Source organism: Stenotrophomonas sp. 109824_Sma (assembly GCF_056480025.1).
Genome location: NZ_CM151078.1, coordinates 881,650 through 905,590, shown reverse-complemented (window position 1 = coordinate 905,590; position 23,941 = coordinate 881,650). Strand labels below are relative to the sequence as shown.

Here is a 23,941-nt window from a genome sequence, read left to right as displayed (position 1 = left end):
CAGAGATGCGGAAATGTTAAAGCAGGCCGAAATTTTGGCCTGCTGAGACAGACGATTGTAGCAACCCGCCAGGAAAGCAGTCAAACGCCTCCTGTCAAGCCCGTCCCTGATCCCGGGACGTTACTGGGGGGCCTCCATGTACCCCGTTCAGGTTGACAGGGTCGATCGCGGACGATCTCCCCTGCCCTTTCCCAATCCCATCAATGGACCGATGGGGTGGTCCGGCCTTGCGGCCGGACCGGATACCTCATTCTTCGCCCGACGCCTGTTCAGCTTCGGCTTCAACCACCGGCGCCTCGACCGCAGCCGGGGTGCCGGCCAGGGTCTGCATTTCCGACTCGGTGAGACCGGAAGCGCCGCGGCGGCGGTTGCTGTGGTACGCCAGGCCGGTACCGGCCGGAATCAGGCGACCCACGATGACGTTTTCCTTCAGGCCACGCAGGTTGTCCGAGGTGCCGCGGACGGCCGCTTCGGTCAGCACGCGGGTGGTTTCCTGGAACGAAGCGGCCGAGATGAACGATTCGGTCGCCAGCGACGCCTTGGTGATACCCAGCAGGACCGGATCGAAGTGCGCCGGCAGCTCGTTGCGGGTCGACAGGCGCGCATTTTCCTCGATAACGCGCTGACGCTCCACCTGTTCGCCGTTCAGGAACTTGCTGCTGCCCTGATCGGTGATCTCGACCTTGCGCAGCATCTGGCGGGTGATCACCTCGATGTGCTTGTCGTTGATCTTCACGCCCTGCAGGCGGTACACGTCCTGGATTTCCTTCACCAGGTAGGCCGCCAGCGGTTCGACACCCAGCAGACGCAGGATGTCCTGCGGGCTCGGCTCGCCGTCCACGATGGTTTCACCCTTGGTGACATGCTCGCCTTCGAACACGATGACCTGGCGGTACTTCGGGATCAGCTCTTCGTGCTCCGAACCATCGGTGTCCTTGATGATCAGGCGCTGCTTGCCCTTGGTGTCCTTGCCGAAGCTGATGATGCCCGAACGCTCGGCCAGCACCGCCGGATCCTTCGGCTTGCGCGCTTCGAACAGATCGGCCACGCGCGGCAGACCACCGGTGATGTCGCGGGTCTTCGACGCTTCCTGCGGGATCTTGGCGACGACGTCGCCCACGCCCACCGGGGCGCCGTCCTGCAGGTTGACGATCGAACGCGGCGGCAGCAGGTACTGCGCCGGCAGGTCGGTACCCGGGATCGACAGGTCGTTGCCCTTGGCGTCGACGATGCGCACGATCGGGCGCAGGTCCTTGGCCTGGGTACCACGACGCTTCGGATCGGTGATTTCGCGCGAAGCGAGGCCGGTCAGCTCGTCGGTCTTCTCGATGACGGTGATGCCGTCGACGAAGTCGATGAAGCGGATGAAGCCGGCCACTTCCGACACGATCGGGTGGTTATGCGGATCCCAGTTGGCCACGGTCTGGCCAGCCTTGATCGCATCACCGTCCTTGGACGTGATGGTCGCACCGTACGGCAGCTTGTAACGCTCACGCTCACGGCCGTGGGCATCGAGCACCGAGATTTCGCCCGAGCGCGACACTGCCACCAGCGAGCCGTTGGCGTGCTCGACCGACTTGAGGTTGCTGAACTTGACCGAGCCGGTGGTCTTGACGGTGATGTTGTCGACCGCAGCAGCTCGCGACGCCGCACCACCGATGTGGAACGTACGCATGGTCAGCTGGGTACCCGGCTCACCGATGGACTGCGCGGCGATGACGCCGACCGCTTCACCGATGTTGACCAGGTGGCCACGGGCCAGATCGCGGCCGTAGCAGCGCGAGCAGACACCGAAGGCCGATTCGCAGGAGATGGTCGAGCGGACCTTGATGGTCTGCACGCCGGCATCTTCCAGCTTGGCGACCCAGGCTTCGTCGAGCAGGGTGTTGCGGGTGACGATCGGATCTTCGTCGTTGCCCGGCAGGAACACGTCCTCGGCAACCACGCGACCCAGCACGCGATCCTTCAGCGGCTCGACCACGTCGCCGCCTTCCACGATCGGGGTCATGATCAGGCCTTCGGTGGTACCGCAATCCACCTCGGTGATCACCACGTCCTGCGCGACGTCGACCAGACGACGGGTCAGGTAACCCGAGTTCGCGGTCTTCAGCGCGGTATCGGCCAGACCCTTACGGGCACCGTGGGTGGAGTTGAAGTACTCCTGCACGTTCAGGCCTTCGCGGAAGTTCGCCTTGATGGGCGTCTCGATGATCGAGCCATCCGGGCGGGCCATCAGGCCGCGCATGCCGGCCAGCTGACGGATCTGCGCCTGCGAACCACGCGCACCGGAGTCGGCCATGATGTACAGCGAGTTCATCGACTTCTGGTCGATGGTCTCACCCTTGGCATTGACCACCTTCTCGGTACCGATGGTGTCCATCATCGCCTTGGCGATGCGCTCGTTGGTGCGCGACCAGATGTCGACCACCTTGTTGTAGCGCTCGCCGGCGGTGACCAGGCCCGACTGGTACTGCTCCTGGATTTCCAGCACTTCGGCTTCGGCCTCGGTGAGGATGCCCTTCTTCTCGTCCGGGATCAGCATGTCATCGATGCCGATCGAAACGCCGGCGCGGGTCGCGTAGGCGAAGCCGGTGTACATCAGCTTGTCGGCGAACACGACCGTGTCCTTCAGGCCCAGCTGGCGGTAGCTGGAGTTGATCAGGCGGCTGATGTTCTTCTTGGTCAGCTCGGTGTTGGCCAGCGCGAACGGCAGGCCTTCCGGCAGGATTTCAGCCAGCAGGGCGCGACCGATCGTGGTGTCCACGATCGAGGTCTTGTTCTGCTTGTTGCCATCTTCGTCGGTCACCACTTCGGTGATGCGGACCTTGACGCGCGCGTGCAGTTCCACCACGCGGTTGTCGTAGGCACGCTTCACTTCGGCGATGTTGGCGAAGGCCATGCCCTCGCCCTTCTTGTTTTCCAGCGAGCGGGTCATGTAGTACAGACCCAGCACGACGTCCTGCGACGGCACGATGATCGGCTCGCCGTTGGCCGGCGACAGGATGTTGTTGGTCGACATCATCAGCGCACGCGCTTCCAGCTGGGCTTCCAGCGAGAGCGGCACGTGGACGGCCATCTGGTCACCGTCGAAGTCGGCGTTGAACGCGGTGCAGACCAGCGGGTGCAGCTGGATGGCCTTGCCTTCGATCAGCACCGGCTCGAACGCCTGGATGCCCAGACGGTGCAGGGTCGGCGCACGGTTCAGCATCACCGGGTGCTCGCGGATGACCTCTTCCAGGATGTCCCAGACTTCGGCTTCTTCGCGCTCGACCAGCTTCTTGGCGGCCTTGATGGTGGTGGCCAGGCCACGACGCTGCAGCTTGGCGAAGACGAACGGCTTGAACAGCTCCAGCGCCATCTTCTTCGGCAGGCCGCACTGGTGCAGACGCAGGTACGGGCCGACCACGATGACCGAACGGCCCGAGTAGTCGACGCGCTTGCCGAGCAGGTTCTGGCGGAAGCGACCCTGCTTGCCCTTGATCATGTCGGCCAGCGACTTCAGCGGGCGCTTGTTGGTGCCGGTGATGGCACGGCCACGACGGCCGTTGTCCAGCAGCGCATCGACCGATTCCTGCAACATGCGCTTTTCATTGCGCACGATGATGTCCGGCGCGCTCAGTTCGAGCAGGCGGCGCAGGCGGTTGTTGCGGTTGATGACGCGGCGGTACAGGTCGTTCAGGTCGGAGGTCGCGAAGCGGCCGCCATCCAGCGGGACCAGCGGGCGCAGGTCCGGCGGCAGCACCGGCAGCACGGTCATGACCATCCATTCCGGACGGTTGCCCGATTCCAGGAAGGCTTCGATCAGCTTGATGCGCTTGGTGAGGCGCTTGAGCTTGGTTTCCGAACCCGTAGCGGCGATTTCCTCGCGCAGGCGGGTCATTTCCGACTGCAGGTCGATCGTGCGCAGCAGTTCGTACACGGCCTCGGCGCCCATGGCGGCGTCGAAGTCGTCACCGTGCTCCTGGCGGGCCTGCAGGTACTGTTCTTCGGTCAGCAGCTGGCGGCGTTCCAGGGCGGTCAGGCCCGGCTCGGTCACCACGTACGCTTCGAAGTACAGCACGCGCTCGATGTCACGCAGGGTCATGTCCAGCATCAGGCCGATGCGCGACGGCAGCGACTTCAGGAACCAGATGTGCGCGACCGGCGACGCCAGGTCGATGTGGCCCATGCGCTCACGACGCACCTTGGCCAGGGTCACTTCGGTGCCGCACTTTTCGCAGACCACGCCGCGGTGCTTCATGCGCTTGTACTTGCCGCACAGGCACTCGTAGTCCTTCACCGGGCCGAAGATGGCGGCGCAGAACAGGCCGTCGCGTTCCGGCTTGAAGGTACGGTAGTTGATGGTTTCCGGCTTCTTCACTTCGCCGAAGGACCACGAACGGATCAGGTCCGGCGAGGCCAGCGCGATCTTGATCGCGTCGAAGTCCAGCGTCTGGCGCTGCTGGTTGAAGAGGTTGAGCAGGTCTTTCATGGTGTTCTCCAGAAGGAGGAATGCTGTGTCGATGGGCTTTCAGTTGACTGCCAGCGGCGCGGCGGCGGAGGCCGCCGCGCCGGCATGGATCAGTTGTCTTCCAGTTCCATGTTGATGGCCAGCGAGCGGATTTCCTTCACGAGCACGTTGAAGGATTCCGGCATGCCCGCGACCATCTCGTGCTCACCGTCGACGATGTTCTTGTACATCTGGTTGCGGCCCTGCACGTCATCGGACTTCACCGTCAGCATTTCCTGCAGGGTGTAGGCCGCGCCGTAGGCTTCCAGCGCCCAGACTTCCATTTCACCGAAGCGCTGGCCGCCGAACTGCGCCTTGCCGCCCAGCGGCTGCTGGGTGACGAGCGAGTACGGACCGGTCGAACGGGCGTGCATCTTGTCGTCGACCAGGTGGTTCAGCTTCAGGTAGTGCATGTAGCCAACGGTGGTGTGGCGATCGAAGGCTTCACCGGTGCGGCCGTCGTACAGCTGGGTCTGGCCACTGCTCGGCAGGTCGGCCAGTTCCAGCATGCGCTTGATTTCCGCTTCGGTGGCACCGTCGAACACCGGGGTGGCCATCGGCACGCCGTCGGTCAGGTTGCGGGCCAGGCGCAGCAGTTCCTCGTCGCTGAACTGCGACAGGTCGACACGGTTGGCCACGTTGGTGTCGTCGTGGTTGTAGATGTCGTCCAGGAACTTGCGCAGGTCGGCGACCGCCGCCTGGGCTTCCATCATCGCCTGGATCTTGCGACCCAGGCCCTTGGCGGCCCAGCCCAGGTGCACTTCCAGGATCTGGCCGATGTTCATACGCGACGGCACGCCCAGCGGGTTCAGCACGATGTCCACGGTCTCGCCCGAGGCCATGTACGGCATATCCTCGACCGGCACCACGTTGGAGACCACACCCTTGTTGCCGTGGCGGCCAGCCATCTTGTCGCCCGGCTGGATGCGGCGCTTCACGGCCAGGAACACCTTGACCATCTTCAGCACGCCCGGGGCGAGGTCGTCGCCGGCGGTGATCTTGCCGCGCTTGTCGGCGAAGCGACGCTCGAATTCCTTCTCGTGCGCCTGGATCTGCTTCTGGGCGCGCTCGATGGCTTCCGAGGCGTCCTCGTCCTTCATGCGCAGGGCGAACCAGTCGGCCTTCTTCAGGCCGTCCAGGAAGGCGTCGGTGATCACGTCACCCTTCTTCAGGCCAGCGCCACCGTTGACCACCTTGCCCACGATCTGCGAACGCAGACGCATGTAGATGGCGGCTTCCAGGATGCGGAACTGGTCGTCGAAGTCCTTCTTGACGCGCTTGATTTCAGACTCTTCGATCTGGCGGGCGCGCTTGTCCTTCTCGATGCCGTCGCGGGTGAAGACCTGCACGTCGATGACGGTGCCGTCCATGCCCGGCGGAACGCGCAGCGAGCTGTCCTTAACGTCCGAAGCCTTCTCGCCGAAGATCGCGCGCAGCAGCTTCTCTTCCGGGGTCAGCTGGCTTTCGCCCTTCGGGGTGACCTTGCCGACCATGATGTCGCCGGCGCGGACTTCCGCACCGATGTACACCACGCCGCTCTCGTCCAGGCGGTTCAGCGCCTGCTCGGAGACGTTCGGGATGTCGGCGGAGATTTCCTCCGGCCCCAGCTTGGTGTCACGCGCGACGCAGGTCAGCTCTTCGATGTGGATCGTGGTGTAGCGATCCTCTTCCACCACGCGCTCGGAGAGCAGGATGGAGTCTTCGAAGTTGTAACCGTTCCACGGCATGAACGCGATCAGCATGTTCTGGCCCAGGGCCAGTTCGCCGATGTCGGTGGACGGACCGTCGGCCAGCACGTCGCCGCGGGCGATGACGTCACCCACCTGGACCAGCGGACGCTGGTTGATGCAGGTGTTCTGGTTCGAACGGGTGTACTTGACCAGGTTGTAGATGTCCACGCCTGCGTCGGTGGCGCCAACGATCTCTTCCTCGTTGACCTTGACCACGATGCGGGCCGCGTCGATCTGCACGATCTCGCCACCACGACGGGCGTTCACGGTCACACCGGAGTCACGCGCCACGGCGCGCTCGATGCCGGTACCGACCAGCGGCTTCTGCGCACGCAGGGTCGGCACGGCCTGACGCTGCATGTTGGCGCCCATCAGTGCGCGGTTGGCGTCATCGTGCTCCAGGAACGGAACCAGCGCGGCCGCGATCGACACGGTCTGCATCGGCGAGACGTCCATGAAGTGGACTTCCGCCGGCGGCTTCAGCAGCGATTCGCCCTGGAAGCGGCACGGAACGAACTGCTCGGTCAGCACGCTGTCGGCATTGGTCAGGGCGTTGGCCTGCGCAATGACGTACTCGTTCTCTTCGATCGCCGACAGGAACTCGACTTCGTCATAGACCTTGCCGTCCACGACCTTGCGGTACGGGGTCTCGAGGAAACCGTACTGGTTGGTGCGGGCGTACACGGCCAGCGAGTTGATCAGGCCGATGTTCGGGCCTTCCGGGGTTTCGATGGTGCAGACGCGGCCGTAATGGGTCGGGTGCACGTCGCGCACTTCGAAGCCGGCGCGCTCACGGGTCAGACCGCCCGGGCCCAGGGCCGAGACGCGACGCTTGTGCGTCACTTCCGACAGCGGGTTGTTCTGATCCATGAACTGCGACAGCTGCGAGGAGCCGAAGAACTCCTTGATGGCAGCGGCGACCGGCTTGGCGTTGATCAGCTCCTGCGGGGTCAGGCCTTCCGACTCGGCCATCGACAGGCGCTCCTTGACCGCGCGCTCGACGCGGACCAGGCCGACGCGGAACACGTTCTCGGCCATTTCGCCGACCGAACGCACGCGACGATTGCCCAGGTGATCGATGTCATCGACCACGCCGCGACCGTTGCGGATCTCGGTCAGGACCTTGATCACGTCCAGGATGTCGGAGCTGTCGCCGTGGGCAGCGACCAGGCGCTTGGACTCTTCGTCGTTGCGCTCACCGAAGTACTTGCTGTCGTACAGCACGGCTTCGCCGGTGGTTTCCTTGCGGCCCACGCGACGGTTGAACTTCATGCGGCCGACCGCGGACAGGTCGTAGCGCTCGAAGGTGAAGAACAGGTTGTGGAACAGGTTCTGCGCGGCATCCTTGGTCGGCGGCTCGCCCGGACGCATCATGCGGTAGATCTCGACCAGGGCTTCCAGCTGGGTCTTGGTCGGGTCGATGCGCAGGGTGTTGGACAGGTACGGGCCACGATCCAGATCGTTCACCCACAGGGTGCCCACGGCATCCACACCGGCCTTGCGGAAGGCCTGCAGCTGCTCGTCGGTGATCTCGTCATTGGCCTGCGCCAGCAGTTCGCCGGTCGAGGCGTCGACCACGTCGTGCGACAGGATGCGGCCGACGATGTAGTCGTCCGGCACGGCCAGGGCAGCGATGCCCGAGGCTTCCAGCTGCTTGATGTGGCGCGCGGTGATGCGCTTGCCGGCTTCCACGATGACCTTGTCGCCGTCGGCGAGGTCGAAGCCCAGAGTTTCGCCACGCAGGCGCTCCGGCACCAGCTCCAGCTGGACGCCTTCATCCGGGTTGATGTGGAAGGTGTTGATCTCGAAGAACTCGGCCAGCATCTCTTCGTTGCTGTAGCCAAGCGCGCGCAGCAGGATCGACACCGGCAGCTTGCGGCGACGGTCGATACGGGTGAACAGCGCGTCCTTCGGGTCGAACTCGAAGTCCAGCCAGGAACCGCGGTAAGGAATGATGCGGGCGCTGTACAGCAGCTTGCCCGAGCTGTGGGTCTTGCCGCGGTCGTGGTCGAAGAACACGCCCGGCGAGCGGTGCAGCTGCGAGACGATGACGCGCTCGGTGCCGTTGACGATGAAGGTGCCGTTTTCGGTCATCAGCGGGATTTCGCCCAGATAGACCTCCTGCTCCTTCACGTACTTGATGGCCTTGGTCGACGACTCACGGTCGTAGATCACCAGGCGCACGGTCACGCGCAGCGGGGCGCCGTAGCTCATGCCGCGCTGGCGGCACTCACGCTCGTCGAAGACCGGTTCGCCCAGCTTGTAGCCGACGTATTCCAGGGCGGCATTGCCGCTGTAGCTGGCGATCGGGAAGACCGACTTCAGCGCAGCGTGCAGGCCGTGGTCCGTGCGCTTGGCCGGATCGACGTTTTCCTGCAGGAATTCACGATAGGAATCCACCTGGATGGCGAGCAGGAACGGCACTTCGAGAATCGAGCGCTGCTTGCCGAAATCCTTGCGGATACGCTTTTTTTCGGTGAACGAATAGGACGTCATGAGGTCTTCCACCTTGTTGTGCGGATCGTGCGCCCACGATCCGAAGGGAACTTGAAATTGTCAGTTGGAAGTCGCTGGTATTGCCGGCACCAGCACGCCTTCTCCCGCTACTTCCAACTGCCAACTCGTCTGCTACCACTCCCCCGCTGCCGCGCCGTGCGCTGGCCTGCCGGGGTTTGACTGCAGCCCGTGTTGGGCTTTTTCCTGCTGTTTTTCACACCCACGCAGAGCGTGGATCTACAACACCGCAACAACGACCAAAGGCCGGGGGCTTACGCCCCCAGCCTTGGCTGCATCGCCGTGAATCGGTGACGATGCAAGGTAACTGCTTACTTGACTTCGACAGTCGCGCCAGCAGCTTCCAGGTCCTTCTTCATCTTCTCGGCTTCGTCCTTCGAAGCGTTGTCCTTCAGGACGCCGCCGGCTTCGGCCAGGTCCTTCGCTTCCTTCAGGCCCAGGCCGGTGATGGCGCGGACGGCCTTGATGACTTCGACCTTCTTCTCGCCGGCAGTCTTCAGGGTGACGACGAATTCGGTCTGCTCTTCAACAGCAGCAGCCGGGCCAGCGGCAGCAGCCACGGCGACCGGAGCAGCGGCGGAGACGCCGAACTTCTCTTCGATGGCCTTGACCAGCTCCATCACTTCCATCAGGGACTTCTCGGCGATGGCGTCGACGATCTGTTCGTTGGTAAGGGACATGATTAATACCTTTGGATGATTTTCTGGGTTGAGGTTCCGTCAGGAACCACGGTAAGTCGAAACTCAGGCGGTCTCGGCAGCCGGCTCGGCAGCGTCGGCGGCGACATCGCCACCACCCTGCTTCTCGCCAACGGCCTTGATGGCGCGGGCAAACATCGTGACCGGCTCGGTCAGGACGCGGGCCAGCATGGCCAGGGCCTGGTCGCGGGTCGGCAGCGATGCCAGCACGTCGACGTGGCTCGCCGGGAACACTTCACCACCGATGGCGACGACCTTAGCCTTCAGCTTGTCGTTGCCCTTGGCGGCTTCCTTGATCAGGCGACCGGCAGCGCCGGGCTCCTCGAGCGAGAACGCGTACAGCAGCGGACCAACCATCTGGTCCTGTGCGACTGCGAACTCGGTGCCTTCAACGGCGCGGGAAGCCAGGGTGTTCTTGACAACCTTCAAGAAAACACCGGTTTCACGAGCCTGCTTGCGCATCGCGGTCATCTGGGCGACCGTGGTGCCAGCGTATTCGGCTGCGATCAAGGAGTGGGCCTTGGCGGCGACGTCTGCCAGCTCGGCGACTACTTCTTGCTTCTGGGACAGATTGAGAGCCATTGCACTCCTCCTATTGAACTCCGCTTACGGCTCCTGCCGTGTGCGGTCCTGTGCGGCATCCGTCCTGGACGCCGGGAACATCGGGATGATGTTCCGGGGGTGGGCCGTTCTAGACCTGGAGTGGGCCAACCTGGGAAACCCAGACGTGCGTGAACCAGAAAAACTCCAGAAGGGCACCATCTACGCAGGGTGATTCCGGGGAATCGATTAAGCGCTCATGACTGCTCCGGCGGCGACTCCTTGCCAGATCGAGCTTCCGTGCCCGTCGCCGGTATTGCCACGACCGCGCCTGCGGTCTTTGACGGCTACCGCGGGCGATGCACTGCCAGCGATGCCTTCAAATGTCACGGTCACGGCACCGAAGGTACCGTGACCGCTTGAAACAATTACTTCAGGGTCAGCGACGACTGGTCGACGGTGACGCCCGGGCCCATCGTCGAGCTGACCGAAACCTTCTGCAGGTAGGTGCCCTTCGAGGTGGCCGGCTTGGCCTTGATCAGGTCCAGCAGCAGCGCGGTCAGGTTCGACTTCAGCGCGTCTTCGGCGAAGTCGGCCTTGCCGATGGTGCAGTGGATGATGCCGGCCTTGTCGGTGCGGTAACGGACCTGACCCGACTTGGCGTTCTTCACGGCTTCGCCCGGGTTCGGGGAAACGGTGCCGACCTTCGGGTTCGGCATCAGGCCGCGCGGGCCCAGCACGGTGCCCAGCTTACCGACGACGCGCATGGCGTCCGGGGTCGCGATGACGACGTCGTAGTTCAGATCACCGGCCTGCATCTTCTCGGCCAGGTCATCCATACCGACGGCTTCGGCGCCAGCGGCCAGGGCTTCGTCAGCCTTGGCACCGGCCGGAGCGAACACGGCGACGCGGACCGACTTGCCGGTACCGGCCGGCAGCACGGTGGAGCCACGGACCTGCTGGTCGGACTTCTTCGCATCGACGCCCAGGCGCACGGCAACGTCGATCGACTCGACGAACTTGGCCTTGGTGGCGCTCTTCAGGATGTTGATCGCGTCCTCGAAGGCGTACGCCTTGCCCGGAACGACGGCGGCCTTGATGGCCTTCTCACGCTTGGTCTGTGCCATCTTATTAACCCTCCACCACGAGGCCCATGGAACGGGCAGAGCCAGCGATGGTACGCACGGCGGCGTCCAGGTCGGCGGCAGTCAGATCCGGTTCCTTCGCCTTGGCGATCTCTTCCAGCTGCTTACGGGTGACCTTGCCGACCTTCTCGGTGTTCGGGCGCTTGGAGCCCGACGAGATGCCAGCGGCCTTCTTCAGCAGGGTGGTAGCCGGGGTGCTCTTGGTGATGAAGGTGAACGTACGGTCCGAGTAGGCCGTGATGATCACCGGAACCGGCAGACCCGGCTCGAGCTTCTGCGTGGCAGCGTTGAACGCCTTGCAGAATTCCATGATGTTCAGACCACGCTGACCCAGCGCAGGACCGACCGGCGGCGAGGGGTTGGCCTGACCGGCCTTCACCTGCAGCTTGATGTAACCGACAACTTTCTTTGCCATGTGAGTGCTCTCCGGGTGCTAGCGCCTTTCGACAACAGGCTCCCCATCGGACCGGGAATCACGCGTCCCGGCATCGCGTTTTGAAATCATGCTGAAGGCCACCTTGCGGCGGCCTCGTCCTGCTGGCCTTCCCAGCGGGAAGCCGCGCACTATAACAGGTTTTTTCTTCACATGCCTGAAGCGGCAGGTAAACGAACGAAACCGGGCCAGGCCCGGTTTCTGGTCCGGAGTCGAGCATGGCTCGACTCTACAGACGGGTCAGACGGCCTTTTCGACCTGGCCGAACTCGAGCTCGACCGGGGTGGCACGACCGAAGATCAGCACCGAGACGCGCAGGCGGCTCTTCTCGTAGTTGACTTCTTCGACGACGCCATTGAAATCGTTGAACGGACCGTCGGTGACGCGGACCATCTGGCCCGGCTCGAACAGCACCTTCGGACGCGGCTTCTCGACGCCTTCCTGAACGCGATTCAGGATGGCCTCGGCCTCGGAATCGGCGATCGGCAACGGACGATCGGCAGTGCCGCCGATGAAACCCATCACGCGCGGGGTTTCCTTGACCAGGTGCCAGCTTTCGTTGTCGATGCGCGGGATGCCGGCTTCTTCGTGGGTCTCGATCTGGACCAGCACGTAACCCGGGAAGAACTTGCGCTCGGAGCGGCGCTTCTGGCCAGCGCGCATCTCGACCACTTCTTCGGTCGGGACCAGGACGTCGCCGAAGCGCTCTTCCATGCCGTCACGGACGATGCGATCGCGCAGAGCCTGCGCCACCGACTTCTCGAAGCCCGAATAGGCGTGAACGACGTACCAACGCTTCATGCAATTCTCCTTAGCGGCTCAGGAACCACTGAGTCAGTTTCTGGATCAGGAAGTCGAAGCCACCCAGCAGCAGGCTGAGGATGAGCACCACGACGATCACGACCCACGTCATGCGGATGGCTTCCTGGCGCGTCGGCCAGACCACCTTGCGCAGTTCGAAGCGCGACTCGGAGAGGAATTCGCGGGTGTCGCGCCCCTTGCCGGTCAGCATGAACACGCCGATACCGCCAACCAGACCGACCACGACCGCCAACGCACGCAGCTGACCTGCCCACGCACCCAGCTGGGCGGCGCGACCAGAGTCGGCAGAGAACCAGAACCAGACGAACAGACCGGCCAGCACCAGCAGCGATGCGGCGACATACTTGACGATATCCCCACCGTGGGCGGAGTTGTCCTTGGAGTGTTCGATCTTGCTATTCATCCGGCTGTGTCTGCTTTAGCGGCCCAGGCCGCTGGATAAGGCGGGCAGATGGCACGCCAGGAGGGACTCGAACCCCCAACCTGCGGTTTTGGAGACCGCTGCTCTGCCAATTGAGCTACTGGCGTACGTTGAAAACTTGCCTTCCCTTAGACGGCGAAGGCGGACCGAGGTTCCCGGCCCGCCATTCGCGTAACCGGCGGCGCTATGCAACCACCGGTACTGCAGGCTTACTCGATGATCTTCGAGACCACGCCGGCGCCGACGGTACGGCCGCCTTCGCGGATGGCGAAGCGCAGGCCTTCGTCCATGGCCACCGGGTTGATCAGGGTGACGACCATCTTGACGTTGTCACCCGGCATCACCATTTCGACGCCTTCCGGCAGTGCAGCGGCGCCGGTGATGTCGGTGGTGCGGAAGTAGAACTGCGGACGGTAGCCGTTGAAGAACGGGGTGTGACGGCCGCCCTCGTCCTTCGACAGGACGTAGACTTCGCCTTCGAACTTGGTGTGCGGCTTGATCGTGCCCGGCTTGGCCAGCACCTGGCCACGCTCGACGTCGTCACGCTTGGTGCCGCGCAGCAGCAGGCCAGCGTTGTCGCCTGCCTGACCCTGGTCCAGCAGCTTGCGGAACATTTCAACGCCGGTGACGGTGGTCTTCTGCACCGGACGGATGCCGACGATTTCGATTTCGTCGCCAACCTTGATCACGCCGCGCTCGATACGACCGGTCACCACGGTGCCGCGGCCCGAGATCGAGAACACGTCTTCCACCGGCATCAGGAACGGCTTGTCGATCGCACGCTCCGGCTCCGGAATCCAGCTGTCCAGCGCGTCGACCAGCTTCAGGATGGCCGGCACGCCGATGTCGCTCTGGTCGCCTTCCAGCGCCAGGCGGGCCGAACCGGCGATGATCGGGGTGTCGTCGCCCGGGAACTCGTACTTGCTCAGCAGTTCGCGCACTTCCATCTCGACCAGCTCGAGCAGCTCGGCGTCGTCGACCATGTCAGCCTTGTTCAGGAACACGACGATGTACGGCACGCCGACCTGGCGCGACAGCAGGATGTGCTCACGGGTCTGCGGCATCGGGCCGTCAGCGGCCGAGCACACCAGGATCGCGCCGTCCATCTGGGCGGCACCGGTGATCATGTTCTTGACGTAGTCAGCGTGGCCCGGGCAATCGACGTGGGCGTAGTGACGGATCGGGGATTCGTATTCGACGTGCGCGGTCGAGATCGTGATACCACGCGCCTTTTCTTCCGGCGCGGCGTCGATCGAGGAGTAATCCTTGAACTCGCCACCGAAGCGCTCGGCACCGATCTTGGTCAGTGCGGCGGTCAGCGTGGTCTTGCCGTGGTCGACGTGACCGATGGTGCCGACGTTGACGTGCGGCTTGGTGCGCTCGAACTTACCCTTGGCCATGGCTGCTTATCTCGAATTCGTCTGAGAGGTGATGCTTAAGATGGTGCTCACGAAAGGAATCGAACCTTCGACCTCTTCCTTACCAAGGAAGTGCTCTACCGACTGAGCTACGTGAGCCGAGTTTTGCATTATGACATGAACTCGATAAGATTCAAAGTTCATTCAATGGAGCGGGAGACGGGAATCGAACCCGCACCATCAGCTTGGAAGGCTGAGGTTCTACCATTGAACTACTCCCGCGCCGGGAATGTCACAACGTGAAACTGGTGGAGGGAGGTGGATTCGAACCACCGAAGGCGTAAGCCAGCAGATTTACAGTCTGCCCCCGTTGGCCGCTTGGGTATCCCTCCTTACCACCCCATTCCGTTGCCGCCGAAGCGTTGCGGTGTGTGGTGGTGAGCCGCTTATTCTGCTGATGGGACGGGGGCCTGTCAACGCTTTTTTCCATCTTTTTCACACGTTGTCGCAAACCCATTGATACGCAAGGTTATTGCCCGGGGAGCGGCAGGGTCTCGCTGGCGAAAATTGCGACATGAGGGACACCGTCGGCGCCGATCCAGCCCCGATACATGCCCTGGGTGTTGAAGGGCGTGGCCATTTTGCCGTCTGCGGCGAGCACGATCGCACCGCCGTCGCCGCCCATCTGCGGAATCGTCTCGTTGATGACGCCCTTGCCGGCCTGCTCCGGGGTCTGCCCCTGGTAGCGCATGCGCGCGCAGATCTCGTGCGCGGCCGCGGTGCGGATGTAGTACTCGCCCCAACCGGTGCCCGATACCGCACAGCGCGCATCGGCCCAGGTGCCGGCGCCGATGATCGGCGAGTCACCCACCCGGCCATAGCGCTTGTTGGTCATGCCGCCCGTGGAAGTACCGGCGGCCAGCTGCCCCTGCGCATCCAGCGCGACGGCACCGACGGTACCGAAGTGCTTTGCGGTCTCCAGGTCTGCATGCGCCTGGCCATTGGCCTCTTCCTTCAACGCACGCTGCAGCTGCTGCCAGCGCTTCTCCGTGCGGAAGTACGACGGATCAACCAGGGTAATGCCCTGCTCCACCGCGAAGGCTTCGGCGCCCTGCCCGACCATCATCACGTGGCTGGACTTCTGCATCACGGTCTGCGCCAGCAGGATCGGGTTGCGCACCCGCTGCACGCCGGCCACCGCACCTGCTGCCTGGGTGGCGCCGTCCATTACTGCGGCGTCCAGCTCGTTGTGGCCGTCATGGGTGAACACCGCGCCCTTGCCGGCGTTGAAGGTCGGATCGTCCTCCAGCACGGTGATCGCCGCAGTGACCGCTGCAAGCGCCGGGCGGCCGGCCGCCAGTTCGGCATGGCCCTTCAGCAGTGCGGCGCGCAACGCTTCGCGCGCGGCCTTTTCTTCTGCCGGCGACAGGTCCTTGCGCTCGACGCCGGCGCCGCCATGGATGACCAGCAGCGGCGACGTCGCCGGTGCGGCCTGGGCTAGCAACGGCAGGGACAGCAGCGCGGAAAGCGCCAAGCGCAGTTTCATCAGGTACGTCTCCAGCAGGACGAGGGAATGGATTGCAGGGTAGTGCCGGCCGCTGGCCGGCAAGGGGCGCATCAGGAAAGGTGAGTTGCCGGCCAGCGGCCGGCACTTTCGGGAAGATCATTGACGGACGACTTCAATCTCGCCGTCACTGACGTCGGCCACGGCCTGGTAGTCGGCCTCGGCCTGGAAGTCATCCAGGCGCATGCGGCTGCCGCTGGCGACCACGGTCACCGGAACAGCATGGAAGCGCAGTGGTTCGCCCTCGACCAGGCGGTCGGCATCGCGACCGGGGCTGACCACCCAGACCTTGCCTTCCCCATCTGCGCTGTAGACCTGGGCCTGGCCATCAGGCTCCACGCAGAGGGCGGTGTCCTCATCGACGCCGATGCCGACGATGTCGGGGTCGCCGCTGTCCTGCGCAGCGCGTGCCACGAACACGATGAGGCGGCCAAGGCGGTCACGCTTGTCGAAATGGGTGTCGGTGACCACGCGCTGCAGGTAGGGCATCTGCAGGAAGCCACTGTCCATGGTGACTGCGCTGCCCATCGGATCGGCCAGCGCACCGGCCGAGCTGATGCTGCCGCCATCCATGGCGCCATAGGCATAGCCGCCGAGGATGGCCAGGCCAGCGCTGGTACCGGCAATCGGCTTGCCGGCGCGCACATGGGCGTTGAGCGCGCGGTTGAGTGCGGTGCCCTTCCAGAAGCGGATGTAGCGCGACTGGTCACCGCCGGCGATGAAGATGGCATCAGCTGCAGCGACCACGCGCAGCACGGCTGGATCATCGGCGCCACGGCGGCTGTCGAAGACCAGGGTCTGTACCGCGGTGGTGCCGCCGATCTCGCGGTACAGGCGGTCCTGCAGTTCATCGCCGCCGGAGGCACGCAGGATCAGCACACGGCCATTGCCAGCCTGCTTCAGCCACCACTGGAAAGCATCTGGCACCCACTCGCCACCGCCCATCAGCATCATCGCGGGCGCACGCGGGCCGGGGCGTGGCGCCTCCAGGTCGCCGACTTCGTAATAGGCGAAGCCGGGGCCCTGCAGGTCCTGCGCGGGCGTGGCCAATGGCCAGGCCAGCACCAGCAGCGCCAACCAGGCAACGGGGGTACGCAGGGTCCGGTGAAGGCGTCGCATCTTGATCTCCCTGAACAAAATCGACTTGCAAGCGTTTTCACTCTTTGCCAGATAGGAACCCAGTAGTCAAGGACATAAAAAAGGCGTTAAATGCGCGCGCCCATTCCGGAAATCTGAATGGGGGACAGGGCCCCTCCTCTGCGGGCCGGCTTCATTTCCGAGAATTCCTCATGCGTAGAAAGGCGATGGCGTGGTCGATCCAGCTGGCGTTGATGGGTGTGGCTGCTTCCGCGGCCGCCCAGGCTCCGGCGTCCTCTTCGGTACAACAACTGGACGCGGTGCAGGTCACCGGTTCGCGCATTCCGCGCGCCCAGGTGGAAGGCCCCGCCCCGATCACGGTGATCAACGCCGAACAGATCCGCTCCAGCGGCTTCACCAGCGTGCCGGACGTGCTGCGTGCGATGACCCAGAACGGCGGTGAGACGCAGAGCCAGCAGTCTTCCAGTGGCGCCGACTTCTCGCCGGGCGCCCAGCAGGTGGACCTGCGCGGCCTCGGCCCGAACCACACGCTGGTGCTGGTCAATGGCCGCCGTATCGCCGACTTCCCGATGCCGTTCAAGGGCCGCAGCAACTTCACCGATGTCTCCAACATTCCGCTGGGGATGATCGAGCGCATTGAAGTGCTGACCGGCAGCGCCTCGGCCATCTATGGTTCGGACGCGATCGCCGGCGTGGTCAACTTCATCCTGAAGAAGAAGGCCGACGGCACCACCATCGACATGCGCATGGGCACCACCACCGAAGGCGGTGGCGAGTCGTTCGACATGAGCATCGCCAGCGGTTTCAGCCGTGGCAACTTCAACGCGGTGTACAGCGTCGAACTGCAGTCGCAGACCCCGCTGTGGGCCTATGAGCGCGACATCCAGGACTCGACCCAGGACGGCCCCACCGAGGGTTCGCGCATCGCGCGCCGTGCCTACCTGCGCACCGACTACAACGATGACTACCTGGACCCGGGCGCCGCCACCTGCGAAGCGCTGTCCGGGCAGAACCAGGGCAGCACCTACCGCGCCTACCGCCCGAAGTATGGCTACTACTGCGGCAGCGACAGCTCGATCGGCTACGGCACCATCCTCAGCAAGCGCCGCGGTGCCAACGGCTACGCGTCGCTGAGCTACGACTTCGACAATGGCCAGCAGTGGTTCGCCGACGTGCAGCTGGGCTACCACACGATGTCGCTGATGCGCGACGTCACCAAGTGGGGCCGCATGGATGCCAACGGCGATGAGTCGGGCTATTTCAACAACGAAGCCACCGGCGAGATCGAGTTCTGGCAGCGCCAGTTCTCGCCCGAGGAAATGGGTGGCCTGCGCAACGCCATGGTGCGCAGCACGCAGAAGACCTTCAGCGTGACCACCGGCTTCAAGGGCAACCTGACCGGCAACTGGGACTACGAAGCGGCGCTGAGCCATTCGCAGTACCAGTCGCGGATCAGCTGGGCGCAGATCATCGCCGCCAAGGCCAATGACCTGTTCCTCGGCCCGCAGCTGGGCGTGGATGACGACGGTTTCCCGATCTACAACGCCGACCCGTCACGCCTGTACCGGCCGCTGACCCGCGCCGAGTACGATTCGATCGCCGCGCGTACCACCTACACCCCGAAGTCGCGCACGGAGACCGCCGCCTTCACCCTGACCAATTCGGCGCTGTTCGGCCTTCCGGGGGGCGACGCCGGGTTTGCCGCGACCGTGGAAGTGGGCCAGCAGGCCTACTCGCTGAACCCCGATCCGCTGGCGACCGAGTACTACTACTACAGCTGGAAGGATTCGGACGGAAAGGGTTCGCGCAACCGCTGGGCGACCGCTGCGGAGCTGCGCATGCCGCTGCACGAGACGGTCAACCTGAGCGTGGCCGGCCGCTACGACCAGTACCGCTATTCCGGCCACACCATCGGCAAGGCGACCTGGAGCGGTGGCCTGGAATGGCGCCCGATCGACACGCTGCTGGTCCGCGGTTCGTATGGCACCGCGTTCCGTGCGCCGGACCTGCACTACGTGTTCGCCGGCCCGGGCAACGATGAGACCACCGCCGAAGACCTGTACAGCTGCCGCGCGGACGGTGCCACCGACTGCGCCGACTACGAACGCAACCTGATCCGCAGCCGTACCGGCAACCGCCAGCTCGACCCGGAAACCAGCACCTCGTGGAGTGCCGGCTTCGTCTGGTCGCCGGCGATCGGCCTGGATCTGTCGGTGGACTGGTTCGACATCGACATGCGCAACCAGGTGCAGGACATGGACGTGCGCACGATCCTGGCCAACGAAGCGAACTGCCGCCTGGGCAGCGCCGACATCACCTCGCCGACCTGCGTGGATGCGCTCGCCCGCATCACCCGCAGCAACGACGGGCGCCTGTATGGCGTGCGCGTGGAGCCGATCAACGTCGCCCGCGAGTCTACCTCCGGCATCGACGTCGGCCTGCGCTACCGCCTGCAGACGGGCATCGGCGACTTCATCTTCAACGGCACCCACACCTGGGTGAAGAAGCATGATTTCCAGCGCTACCCGGGCGACCGTACCGAAGACCAGTTCGCAGTGAACAGCGGCTTCGACATCCCGCGCACCAAGACCAGCCTGAGCGTGACCTGGGAGAAGGATGCATGGTCGGCAACGGTGTACGGCTCGCGCCTGGGCAAGCTGCCGACCTCGGACAGCTACGACCAGGTGTTCGACTGGGACAGCGGCGACAGCCCGTACGTGAAGGCAACGTATCGCTACAACGCCTCGCTGCAGTACCGCTTCGACGACCACTCGCGCCTGTCGCTGTCGGTGGTCAACGTGTTCAACAAGATGCCGCCGAAGGACCGTACCTACACCGCCTACCCGTACTACGACGTGTCCTGGTTCGACAGCGTCGGCCGCACGATCAACCTGCAGTACACCCACAAGTTCGGTGGCAGCGCGCTGTAAGCGCCGGGCCAGCGCCGATACAGGAGACCCCCGCTTCGGCGGGGGTTCTTTTTTCCACCGCCTGAACGGTTTCCAGGCAGGAGCTGCCGCCTGGCCGGTCCGCGGCGGCTTTTTAGGAAACGGCTGATTCCGCGCCATCCGCGCCGCTCCCTAGCATGTTGCATGTTCCGCTTCCCCCGCCCTTCGCTGCAGCAGGCCGTGCCACCGACCACCGCGTCGGTGCTGCTGCGCTGCCTGACCGTATGCGTCTTCATCTGCCTGGCCGCCGCGGCCGGCTTCTACCTGCTCACGGCATTCACCGAAGACATCTCGACCCATCGCCGCGAAATGAATGCAGCGGCCTACAGGGCACAGATCTATTTCGACCAGCGCGAAGCCCTGCTGCGCTACCTGGGCGATTCGGTGGTGACGGGCAACCCGGATGCACCTGCGACGGACAGCGAAGGCATGCGCCAGGTGCCGCTGGATGGTGCTGGCGGCCAACCGGGCCAGCGGCTGCTGTTGTCAGCGCGCGCCGAGCACACGCTGCAGGCGCTGCAGACGCACCTGCTGCTGGTCGACGCACGGGGCGCGCATTGGCTGGCCGGTGGCGAGGTCGATGTCGACCTGGCGCGCCTGCCATCGCTGCGTGTGCTGCAGGCGCGCAACGGCAGTGTGGAAGGGGCCGACCCGGTGTACTGGCTGCGCCCGGGTGACAGTGGCGTTGCATTGGCCCAGCCGGTACAGGCGGGCCCCCATCCGATGCAGTGGCTGGTGCTGCTGCTCGATGGCGCGGCGGCGGCGAGCATGATCGACGGCCAGGGCATCGGCGGCTATGCGCTGCTCGACCGTGCGGGGCAGCCGGCATTGTCGAGCCAGGCGCCGCGACTGGATGGTGCGGGCTGGAAGACCCTGCGGGAGCGCCAGGACGACAGCTTCGGCACGCTGTGGAGCGGCGGGCTTCCGCGCGGCGTAGCGCTGGTGAAGGGGGTTGGCAATGATGGCTGGCGGTTGGTCTACCACCTGCCGCCGCAGCTGCTGCTGGGCGACCTGGCGGTGCCCCTGCTGATCTGCATGCTGTTGCTGCTGCTGGCCGGCGTCGCGCTGCGCCTGCTGCGGCATCGCGTGGACCTCCAGCTGATCCAGCCGGCCCTGCAGCAACACCGCCGGCTGCTGGAGAACCTGGATTTCAGTTCGACGGTGATCGACATGGCGCCGGTCGGCATCTGCGTCCTGCGCCGCAGCGACCGCGCGCTGCTGCTCTCCAACCAGCTGCTGCGCGACTGGCTTGGCGAAGAAGGCGAACACAGCGACTGGCAAGCGCCATGGCGCGGACATGCCGGGGAGCGCGGGCGTGGACTGGAATTCACCACCCGCGATGGTCGTCAGCTGCAGGTGCTGCACGCGGCCTGCCGCTACCAGGGCGACGACGTGCTGCTGTGCGTGTTCCATGACATTTCCCGGCACCGCCAGGCGCAGGCCGCGCTGTCGTCGGCACGCCAGGCCGCGGATGCGGCCAACCAGGCCAAGAGTGCGTTCCTGGCCACCATGAGCCATGAAATCCGGACTCCGCTCTACGGCGTGCTGGGCACGCTGGAGCTGCTCGGGCACACCTCGCTGGACGCCCGGCAGTCGCAGTACCTGCGCACGATTGAGAGTTCCTCGTCGGTCCTGCTGCAGTTGATCAGCGATGTGCTGGATGTTTCCAAGATCGAGTCCGGGCAGCTCAGCCTGGAGCCGGCGGCGTTCTCGCCGCGCGAGCTGACCGAGAGCGTGCTGCGCAGCTTCGCCGCGTCGGCCACCTGCAAGGGCCTGCAGATCCTGGTCTGTACCGATCCGCGCCTGCCGACGCGGGTGCTCGGTGATGCCGACCGCATCCGCCAGGTGCTGGGCAACCTGCTCAGCAACGCGATCAAGTTCACCGAGCATGGCCGGGTGGTACTGCGCGTGCGCCAGGTGCAGCGCGAAGGCGAATCGAGCGTGCTGGCCTGGCAGGTCACCGATACCGGCGTGGGCATCGCTGCGGAGGAACAGGCGCGGTTGTTCGAACCGTTCCGCCAGGTCCGAGGCGCGGCCAGTGCGCAGGGCACCGGGCTGGGCCTGTCCATCAGCGACCGCCTGGTGCGCCTGATGAGCGGTGAGCTGCAGGTGGTGAGCGAACCCGGCCTGGGCAGCAGCTTCAGCGTGCGCCTGCCCTTGCCGGTGCTGGCCGCTGCCGAGGATGGTCCCGCGCTGCTGCCGGAGCCGCCGATCCTGGTCCGCGGCCGTGATCGCGAACTGGTCGACAGTGCCTGCGGCTGGCTGCGTCGGTGGGGCGCCAACGCGCAGCCCCTGCAGGGCGACCCTGCACTGCTGGACCACGACGGCGCGATCCTGATGGACGGCGAGGCCGGGATGCCGTTGGCCTGGGCAGGCCCCCGCGTGGTGGCATCGATCGACGGCGGTGACCAGCCCACCGTTGCCGCCGATGGCAGCCTGGTGGTGACCCTGCACGGGATGACCGCGATCGGCAATGCACTGGCCAACGTGCAGCAGCAACGTGCGGCGCTGCCGGAAACATCGCGCTCGGCAACGCCGATGCCGCTGGGCCTGCACGTGCTGGCCGTCGAAGACAACCCGATCAACCGGGTGATCCTGGCCGAGCAGCTGCGCACCCTCGGCTGCGACGTGGAGCTGGCACAGGACGGTGTGGAAGCCCTGCAGCGATGCCGCGAGCAGTCTTTCGACCTAGTGGTGACCGACATCAACATGCCGCGCATGGACGGCCACGCGCTGGCCCGCCAGCTGCGCGATGACGGCAACCCGGTGCCGGTGATCGGCGCCACCGCCAATGCCACCGCCGAGGAGCGCGAGCGCTGCCTGGCCAGTGGCATGCAGGGCTACCTGAGCAAACCCATCGACATCGCCCGCCTGCGCAAGGCGCTCAACGCCCTGCGCCAAGGAGACCCCGCATGACCCAGCGTATCCTGATCCTGGAAGACCAGCCCTTCCAGCGTGGCTTCCTGGCCAACCTGTTCGGCAGCCGCGCCGGCGTGCAGGTCGATGCCTGCGAGGACGTGGATGCGGCCATCGCGCTGTGTGCGTGCCAGCCCTACGACCTGGTGGTCAGTGACCTGCTGATGCCCGGGCAGGACGGCATCCAGTTCATCCAGGCGCTGGCGGCACAGCCGCGCCCGCCCCGCCTTGCGGTGGTCAGCGCCGCGCCGCGCCGGATGATGACCTCGGCACGGCTGATGGCCGAATCGCTGGGGCTGGATGTGATCGGCCTGCTGCCCAAGCCGGTGGCGGCCGCCGATGTGGACGCCCTGTTCGAGGCCCTGGCGCAGGCCCGTCCGGCCGCCGGCGAGGCCCCCACGCGCGCGGCGGCTGCGCCCGAACCGGATGCATCGCAGCTGCGCCAGGCCATGGCCGATGGCAGCCTGACAGCCTGGTTCCAACCGAAGAAGTCACTGCAGTCAGGACGGGTCGTGGCGGCCGAGGCACTGGTGCGTTGGCGCCACCCGCAGCTGGGCACGCTGGCCGCTGGCAGCTTCCTGCCGGCAATCTGCCGCTATGGGCTGGAGGGCGATCTGCTGCGGATGATGCTCAAGGCCAGCATCAGCGCACAGGCACGCTGGCGCAAACAAGGCTTCCGGGTACCGGTATCGATCAACCTGCCCCCTCACCTGCTGGAGCAGTCGGACCTGCCCGACGAGCTGCTGGCGCTGACCCTGGCCAACGGCGGTACGCCCGGTGAATTGTGCTTCGAACTGATGGAAAACAGCACCACGCGGCACGTCAGCGACTTCTATGCCGGCGCCTGCCGCCTGCGCATGAAGGGCTTCGGCCTGGCCCAGGATGATTTCGGGCAGGGCCTGAGCTCGGTCCACAACCTGGTCAATACCCCCTTTACCGAGGTCAAGATCGACCGCGCCCTGGTCAGCGGATGCGCGCGCGACCCGGCCCTGCACCTGACCCTGTCGACGGTGATCGCGCTGGCCAACCAGCTGGGCCTGACCATCGTGGCAGAGGGCGTGGAAAGCGATGCCGACCTGGCCGCCCTGCGCCAGCTGGGGTGCAGCCAGGTGCAGGGTTTCCTGATCTCGCAGGCGCTGCCGTCGGATGAATTCACCCGCCTGCTGGACGAGGAAGCGCCCCAGGTGGACGAGTCGCCGCGGGCCGCCCTGCGCTGACACGGATTCCACGTCGGCTTCACGAAATCATCAAGTGGCATTGACGAT

The 23,941-nt window shown here is 65.0% G+C and carries 14 protein-coding genes and 4 tRNA genes; 3 read left to right on the top strand and 15 right to left on the bottom strand.

Annotated features, from left to right (window positions below; translation table 11 throughout):
* Positions 1 to 247: 247 nt before the first annotated feature.
* The 15 genes from rpoC to ACZK1G_RS04040 form a co-directional block, all read right to left on the bottom strand.
* Positions 248 to 4,471, bottom strand: a complete 4,224-nt coding sequence (gene rpoC / locus ACZK1G_RS04110; RefSeq protein ID WP_101764974.1) for a DNA-directed RNA polymerase subunit beta' — start codon at positions 4,469 to 4,471, stop codon at positions 248 to 250.
* Between the two features lie 89 nt (positions 4,472 to 4,560).
* Complete coding sequence (rpoB, locus tag ACZK1G_RS04105; protein WP_049446770.1) at positions 4,561 to 8,715, bottom strand: DNA-directed RNA polymerase subunit beta; 4,155 nt, start codon at positions 8,713 to 8,715, stop codon at positions 4,561 to 4,563.
* Positions 8,716 to 9,044: 329 nt separating this feature from the next.
* The gene (rplL, locus tag ACZK1G_RS04100) at positions 9,045 to 9,413 is read right to left on the bottom strand and encodes a 50S ribosomal protein L7/L12 (protein WP_014036098.1); all 369 of its coding nucleotides are present in this window, start codon (positions 9,411 to 9,413) and stop codon (positions 9,045 to 9,047) included.
* Positions 9,414 to 9,476: 63 nt separating this feature from the next.
* Positions 9,477 to 10,013: a 50S ribosomal protein L10 gene (rplJ, locus tag ACZK1G_RS04095; protein WP_005408203.1), complete on the bottom strand. Its 537-nt coding sequence runs from the start codon at positions 10,011 to 10,013 to the stop codon at positions 9,477 to 9,479.
* Positions 10,014 to 10,399: 386 nt separating this feature from the next.
* Positions 10,400 to 11,098: a 50S ribosomal protein L1 gene (gene rplA / locus ACZK1G_RS04090; protein ID WP_004154350.1), complete on the bottom strand. Its 699-nt coding sequence runs from the start codon at positions 11,096 to 11,098 to the stop codon at positions 10,400 to 10,402.
* Between the two features lie 4 nt (positions 11,099 to 11,102).
* Positions 11,103 to 11,531: a 50S ribosomal protein L11 gene (gene rplK, locus ACZK1G_RS04085; protein ID WP_004145248.1), complete on the bottom strand. Its 429-nt coding sequence runs from the start codon at positions 11,529 to 11,531 to the stop codon at positions 11,103 to 11,105.
* A gap of 258 nt (positions 11,532 to 11,789) precedes the next feature.
* On the bottom strand, positions 11,790 to 12,350 hold the full coding sequence (gene nusG / locus ACZK1G_RS04080) for a transcription termination/antitermination protein NusG (protein WP_004154362.1): 561 nt from the start codon (positions 12,348 to 12,350) through the stop codon (positions 11,790 to 11,792).
* Between the two features lie 10 nt (positions 12,351 to 12,360).
* On the bottom strand, positions 12,361 to 12,774 hold the full coding sequence (gene secE / locus ACZK1G_RS04075; RefSeq protein WP_004154361.1) for a preprotein translocase subunit SecE: 414 nt from the start codon (positions 12,772 to 12,774) through the stop codon (positions 12,361 to 12,363).
* A 49-nt stretch (positions 12,775 to 12,823) separates the two neighbouring features.
* Positions 12,824 to 12,899, bottom strand: a tRNA-Trp gene (locus ACZK1G_RS04070).
* Positions 12,900 to 13,001: 102 nt separating this feature from the next.
* A complete protein-coding gene (tuf, locus tag ACZK1G_RS04065; RefSeq protein ID WP_014036096.1) occupies positions 13,002 to 14,192 on the bottom strand; it encodes an elongation factor Tu in 1,191 nt (396 codons plus the stop codon).
* 41 nt (positions 14,193 to 14,233) lie between these two features.
* Positions 14,234 to 14,309: transfer RNA gene (locus ACZK1G_RS04060), tRNA-Thr, on the bottom strand.
* 49 nt (positions 14,310 to 14,358) lie between these two features.
* Positions 14,359 to 14,432 (bottom strand) — tRNA-Gly (locus tag ACZK1G_RS04055).
* Positions 14,433 to 14,456: 24 nt separating this feature from the next.
* Positions 14,457 to 14,542: transfer RNA gene (locus tag ACZK1G_RS04050), tRNA-Tyr, on the bottom strand.
* Positions 14,543 to 14,679: 137 nt separating this feature from the next.
* Positions 14,680 to 15,696 carry an isoaspartyl peptidase/L-asparaginase family protein gene (locus ACZK1G_RS04045; RefSeq protein ID WP_101766377.1) on the bottom strand — a complete coding sequence of 339 codons (1,017 nt, stop codon included), beginning with the start codon at positions 15,694 to 15,696 and terminating at the stop codon, positions 14,680 to 14,682.
* A 117-nt stretch (positions 15,697 to 15,813) separates the two neighbouring features.
* Positions 15,814 to 16,833, bottom strand: a complete 1,020-nt coding sequence (locus tag ACZK1G_RS04040) for a cyanophycinase (RefSeq protein WP_075676618.1) — start codon at positions 16,831 to 16,833, stop codon at positions 15,814 to 15,816.
* Positions 16,834 to 17,003: 170 nt separating this feature from the next.
* On the opposite strand from ACZK1G_RS04040, the gene ACZK1G_RS04035 reads away from it, so the two are divergent.
* From ACZK1G_RS04035 to ACZK1G_RS04025, 3 genes are all read left to right on the top strand, one after another.
* A complete protein-coding gene (locus ACZK1G_RS04035; protein WP_049445884.1) occupies positions 17,004 to 19,742 on the top strand; it encodes a TonB-dependent receptor plug domain-containing protein in 2,739 nt (912 codons plus the stop codon).
* Between the two features lie 162 nt (positions 19,743 to 19,904).
* Positions 19,905 to 22,676: a response regulator gene (locus ACZK1G_RS04030; protein WP_101764972.1), complete on the top strand. Its 2,772-nt coding sequence runs from the start codon at positions 19,905 to 19,907 to the stop codon at positions 22,674 to 22,676.
* Positions 22,673 to 23,893: an EAL domain-containing response regulator gene (locus ACZK1G_RS04025; RefSeq protein WP_101764971.1), complete on the top strand. Its 1,221-nt coding sequence runs from the start codon at positions 22,673 to 22,675 to the stop codon at positions 23,891 to 23,893. Before ACZK1G_RS04030 ends, ACZK1G_RS04025 begins: the two co-directional genes overlap by 4 nt.
* Positions 23,894 to 23,941 lie beyond the last annotated feature (48 nt).

Coding starts and splice junctions, on each gene's coding strand:
- nusG (WP_004154362.1), bottom strand. CDS start 12,350: ATGAAGCGTTGGTACGTCGTTCACGCCTATTCGGGCTTCGAGAAGTCG.
- ACZK1G_RS04030 (WP_101764972.1), top strand. CDS start 19,905: ATGTTCCGCTTCCCCCGCCCTTCGCTGCAGCAGGCCGTGCCACCGACC.
- rplK (WP_004145248.1), bottom strand. CDS start 11,531: ATGGCAAAGAAAGTTGTCGGTTACATCAAGCTGCAGGTGAAGGCCGGT.
- ACZK1G_RS04035 (WP_049445884.1), top strand. CDS start 17,004: ATGCGTAGAAAGGCGATGGCGTGGTCGATCCAGCTGGCGTTGATGGGT.
- tuf (WP_014036096.1), bottom strand. CDS start 14,192: ATGGCCAAGGGTAAGTTCGAGCGCACCAAGCCGCACGTCAACGTCGGC.
- rplA (WP_004154350.1), bottom strand. CDS start 11,098: ATGGCACAGACCAAGCGTGAGAAGGCCATCAAGGCCGCCGTCGTTCCG.
- rplJ (WP_005408203.1), bottom strand. CDS start 10,013: ATGGCTCTCAATCTGTCCCAGAAGCAAGAAGTAGTCGCCGAGCTGGCA.
- ACZK1G_RS04025 (WP_101764971.1), top strand. CDS start 22,673: ATGACCCAGCGTATCCTGATCCTGGAAGACCAGCCCTTCCAGCGTGGC.
- rplL (WP_014036098.1), bottom strand. CDS start 9,413: ATGTCCCTTACCAACGAACAGATCGTCGACGCCATCGCCGAGAAGTCC.
- rpoB (WP_049446770.1), bottom strand. CDS start 8,715: ATGACGTCCTATTCGTTCACCGAAAAAAAGCGTATCCGCAAGGATTTC.
- ACZK1G_RS04040 (WP_075676618.1), bottom strand. CDS start 16,833: ATGCGACGCCTTCACCGGACCCTGCGTACCCCCGTTGCCTGGTTGGCG.
- ACZK1G_RS04045 (WP_101766377.1), bottom strand. CDS start 15,696: ATGAAACTGCGCTTGGCGCTTTCCGCGCTGCTGTCCCTGCCGTTGCTA.
- rpoC (WP_101764974.1), bottom strand. CDS start 4,471: ATGAAAGACCTGCTCAACCTCTTCAACCAGCAGCGCCAGACGCTGGAC.
- secE (WP_004154361.1), bottom strand. CDS start 12,774: ATGAATAGCAAGATCGAACACTCCAAGGACAACTCCGCCCACGGTGGG.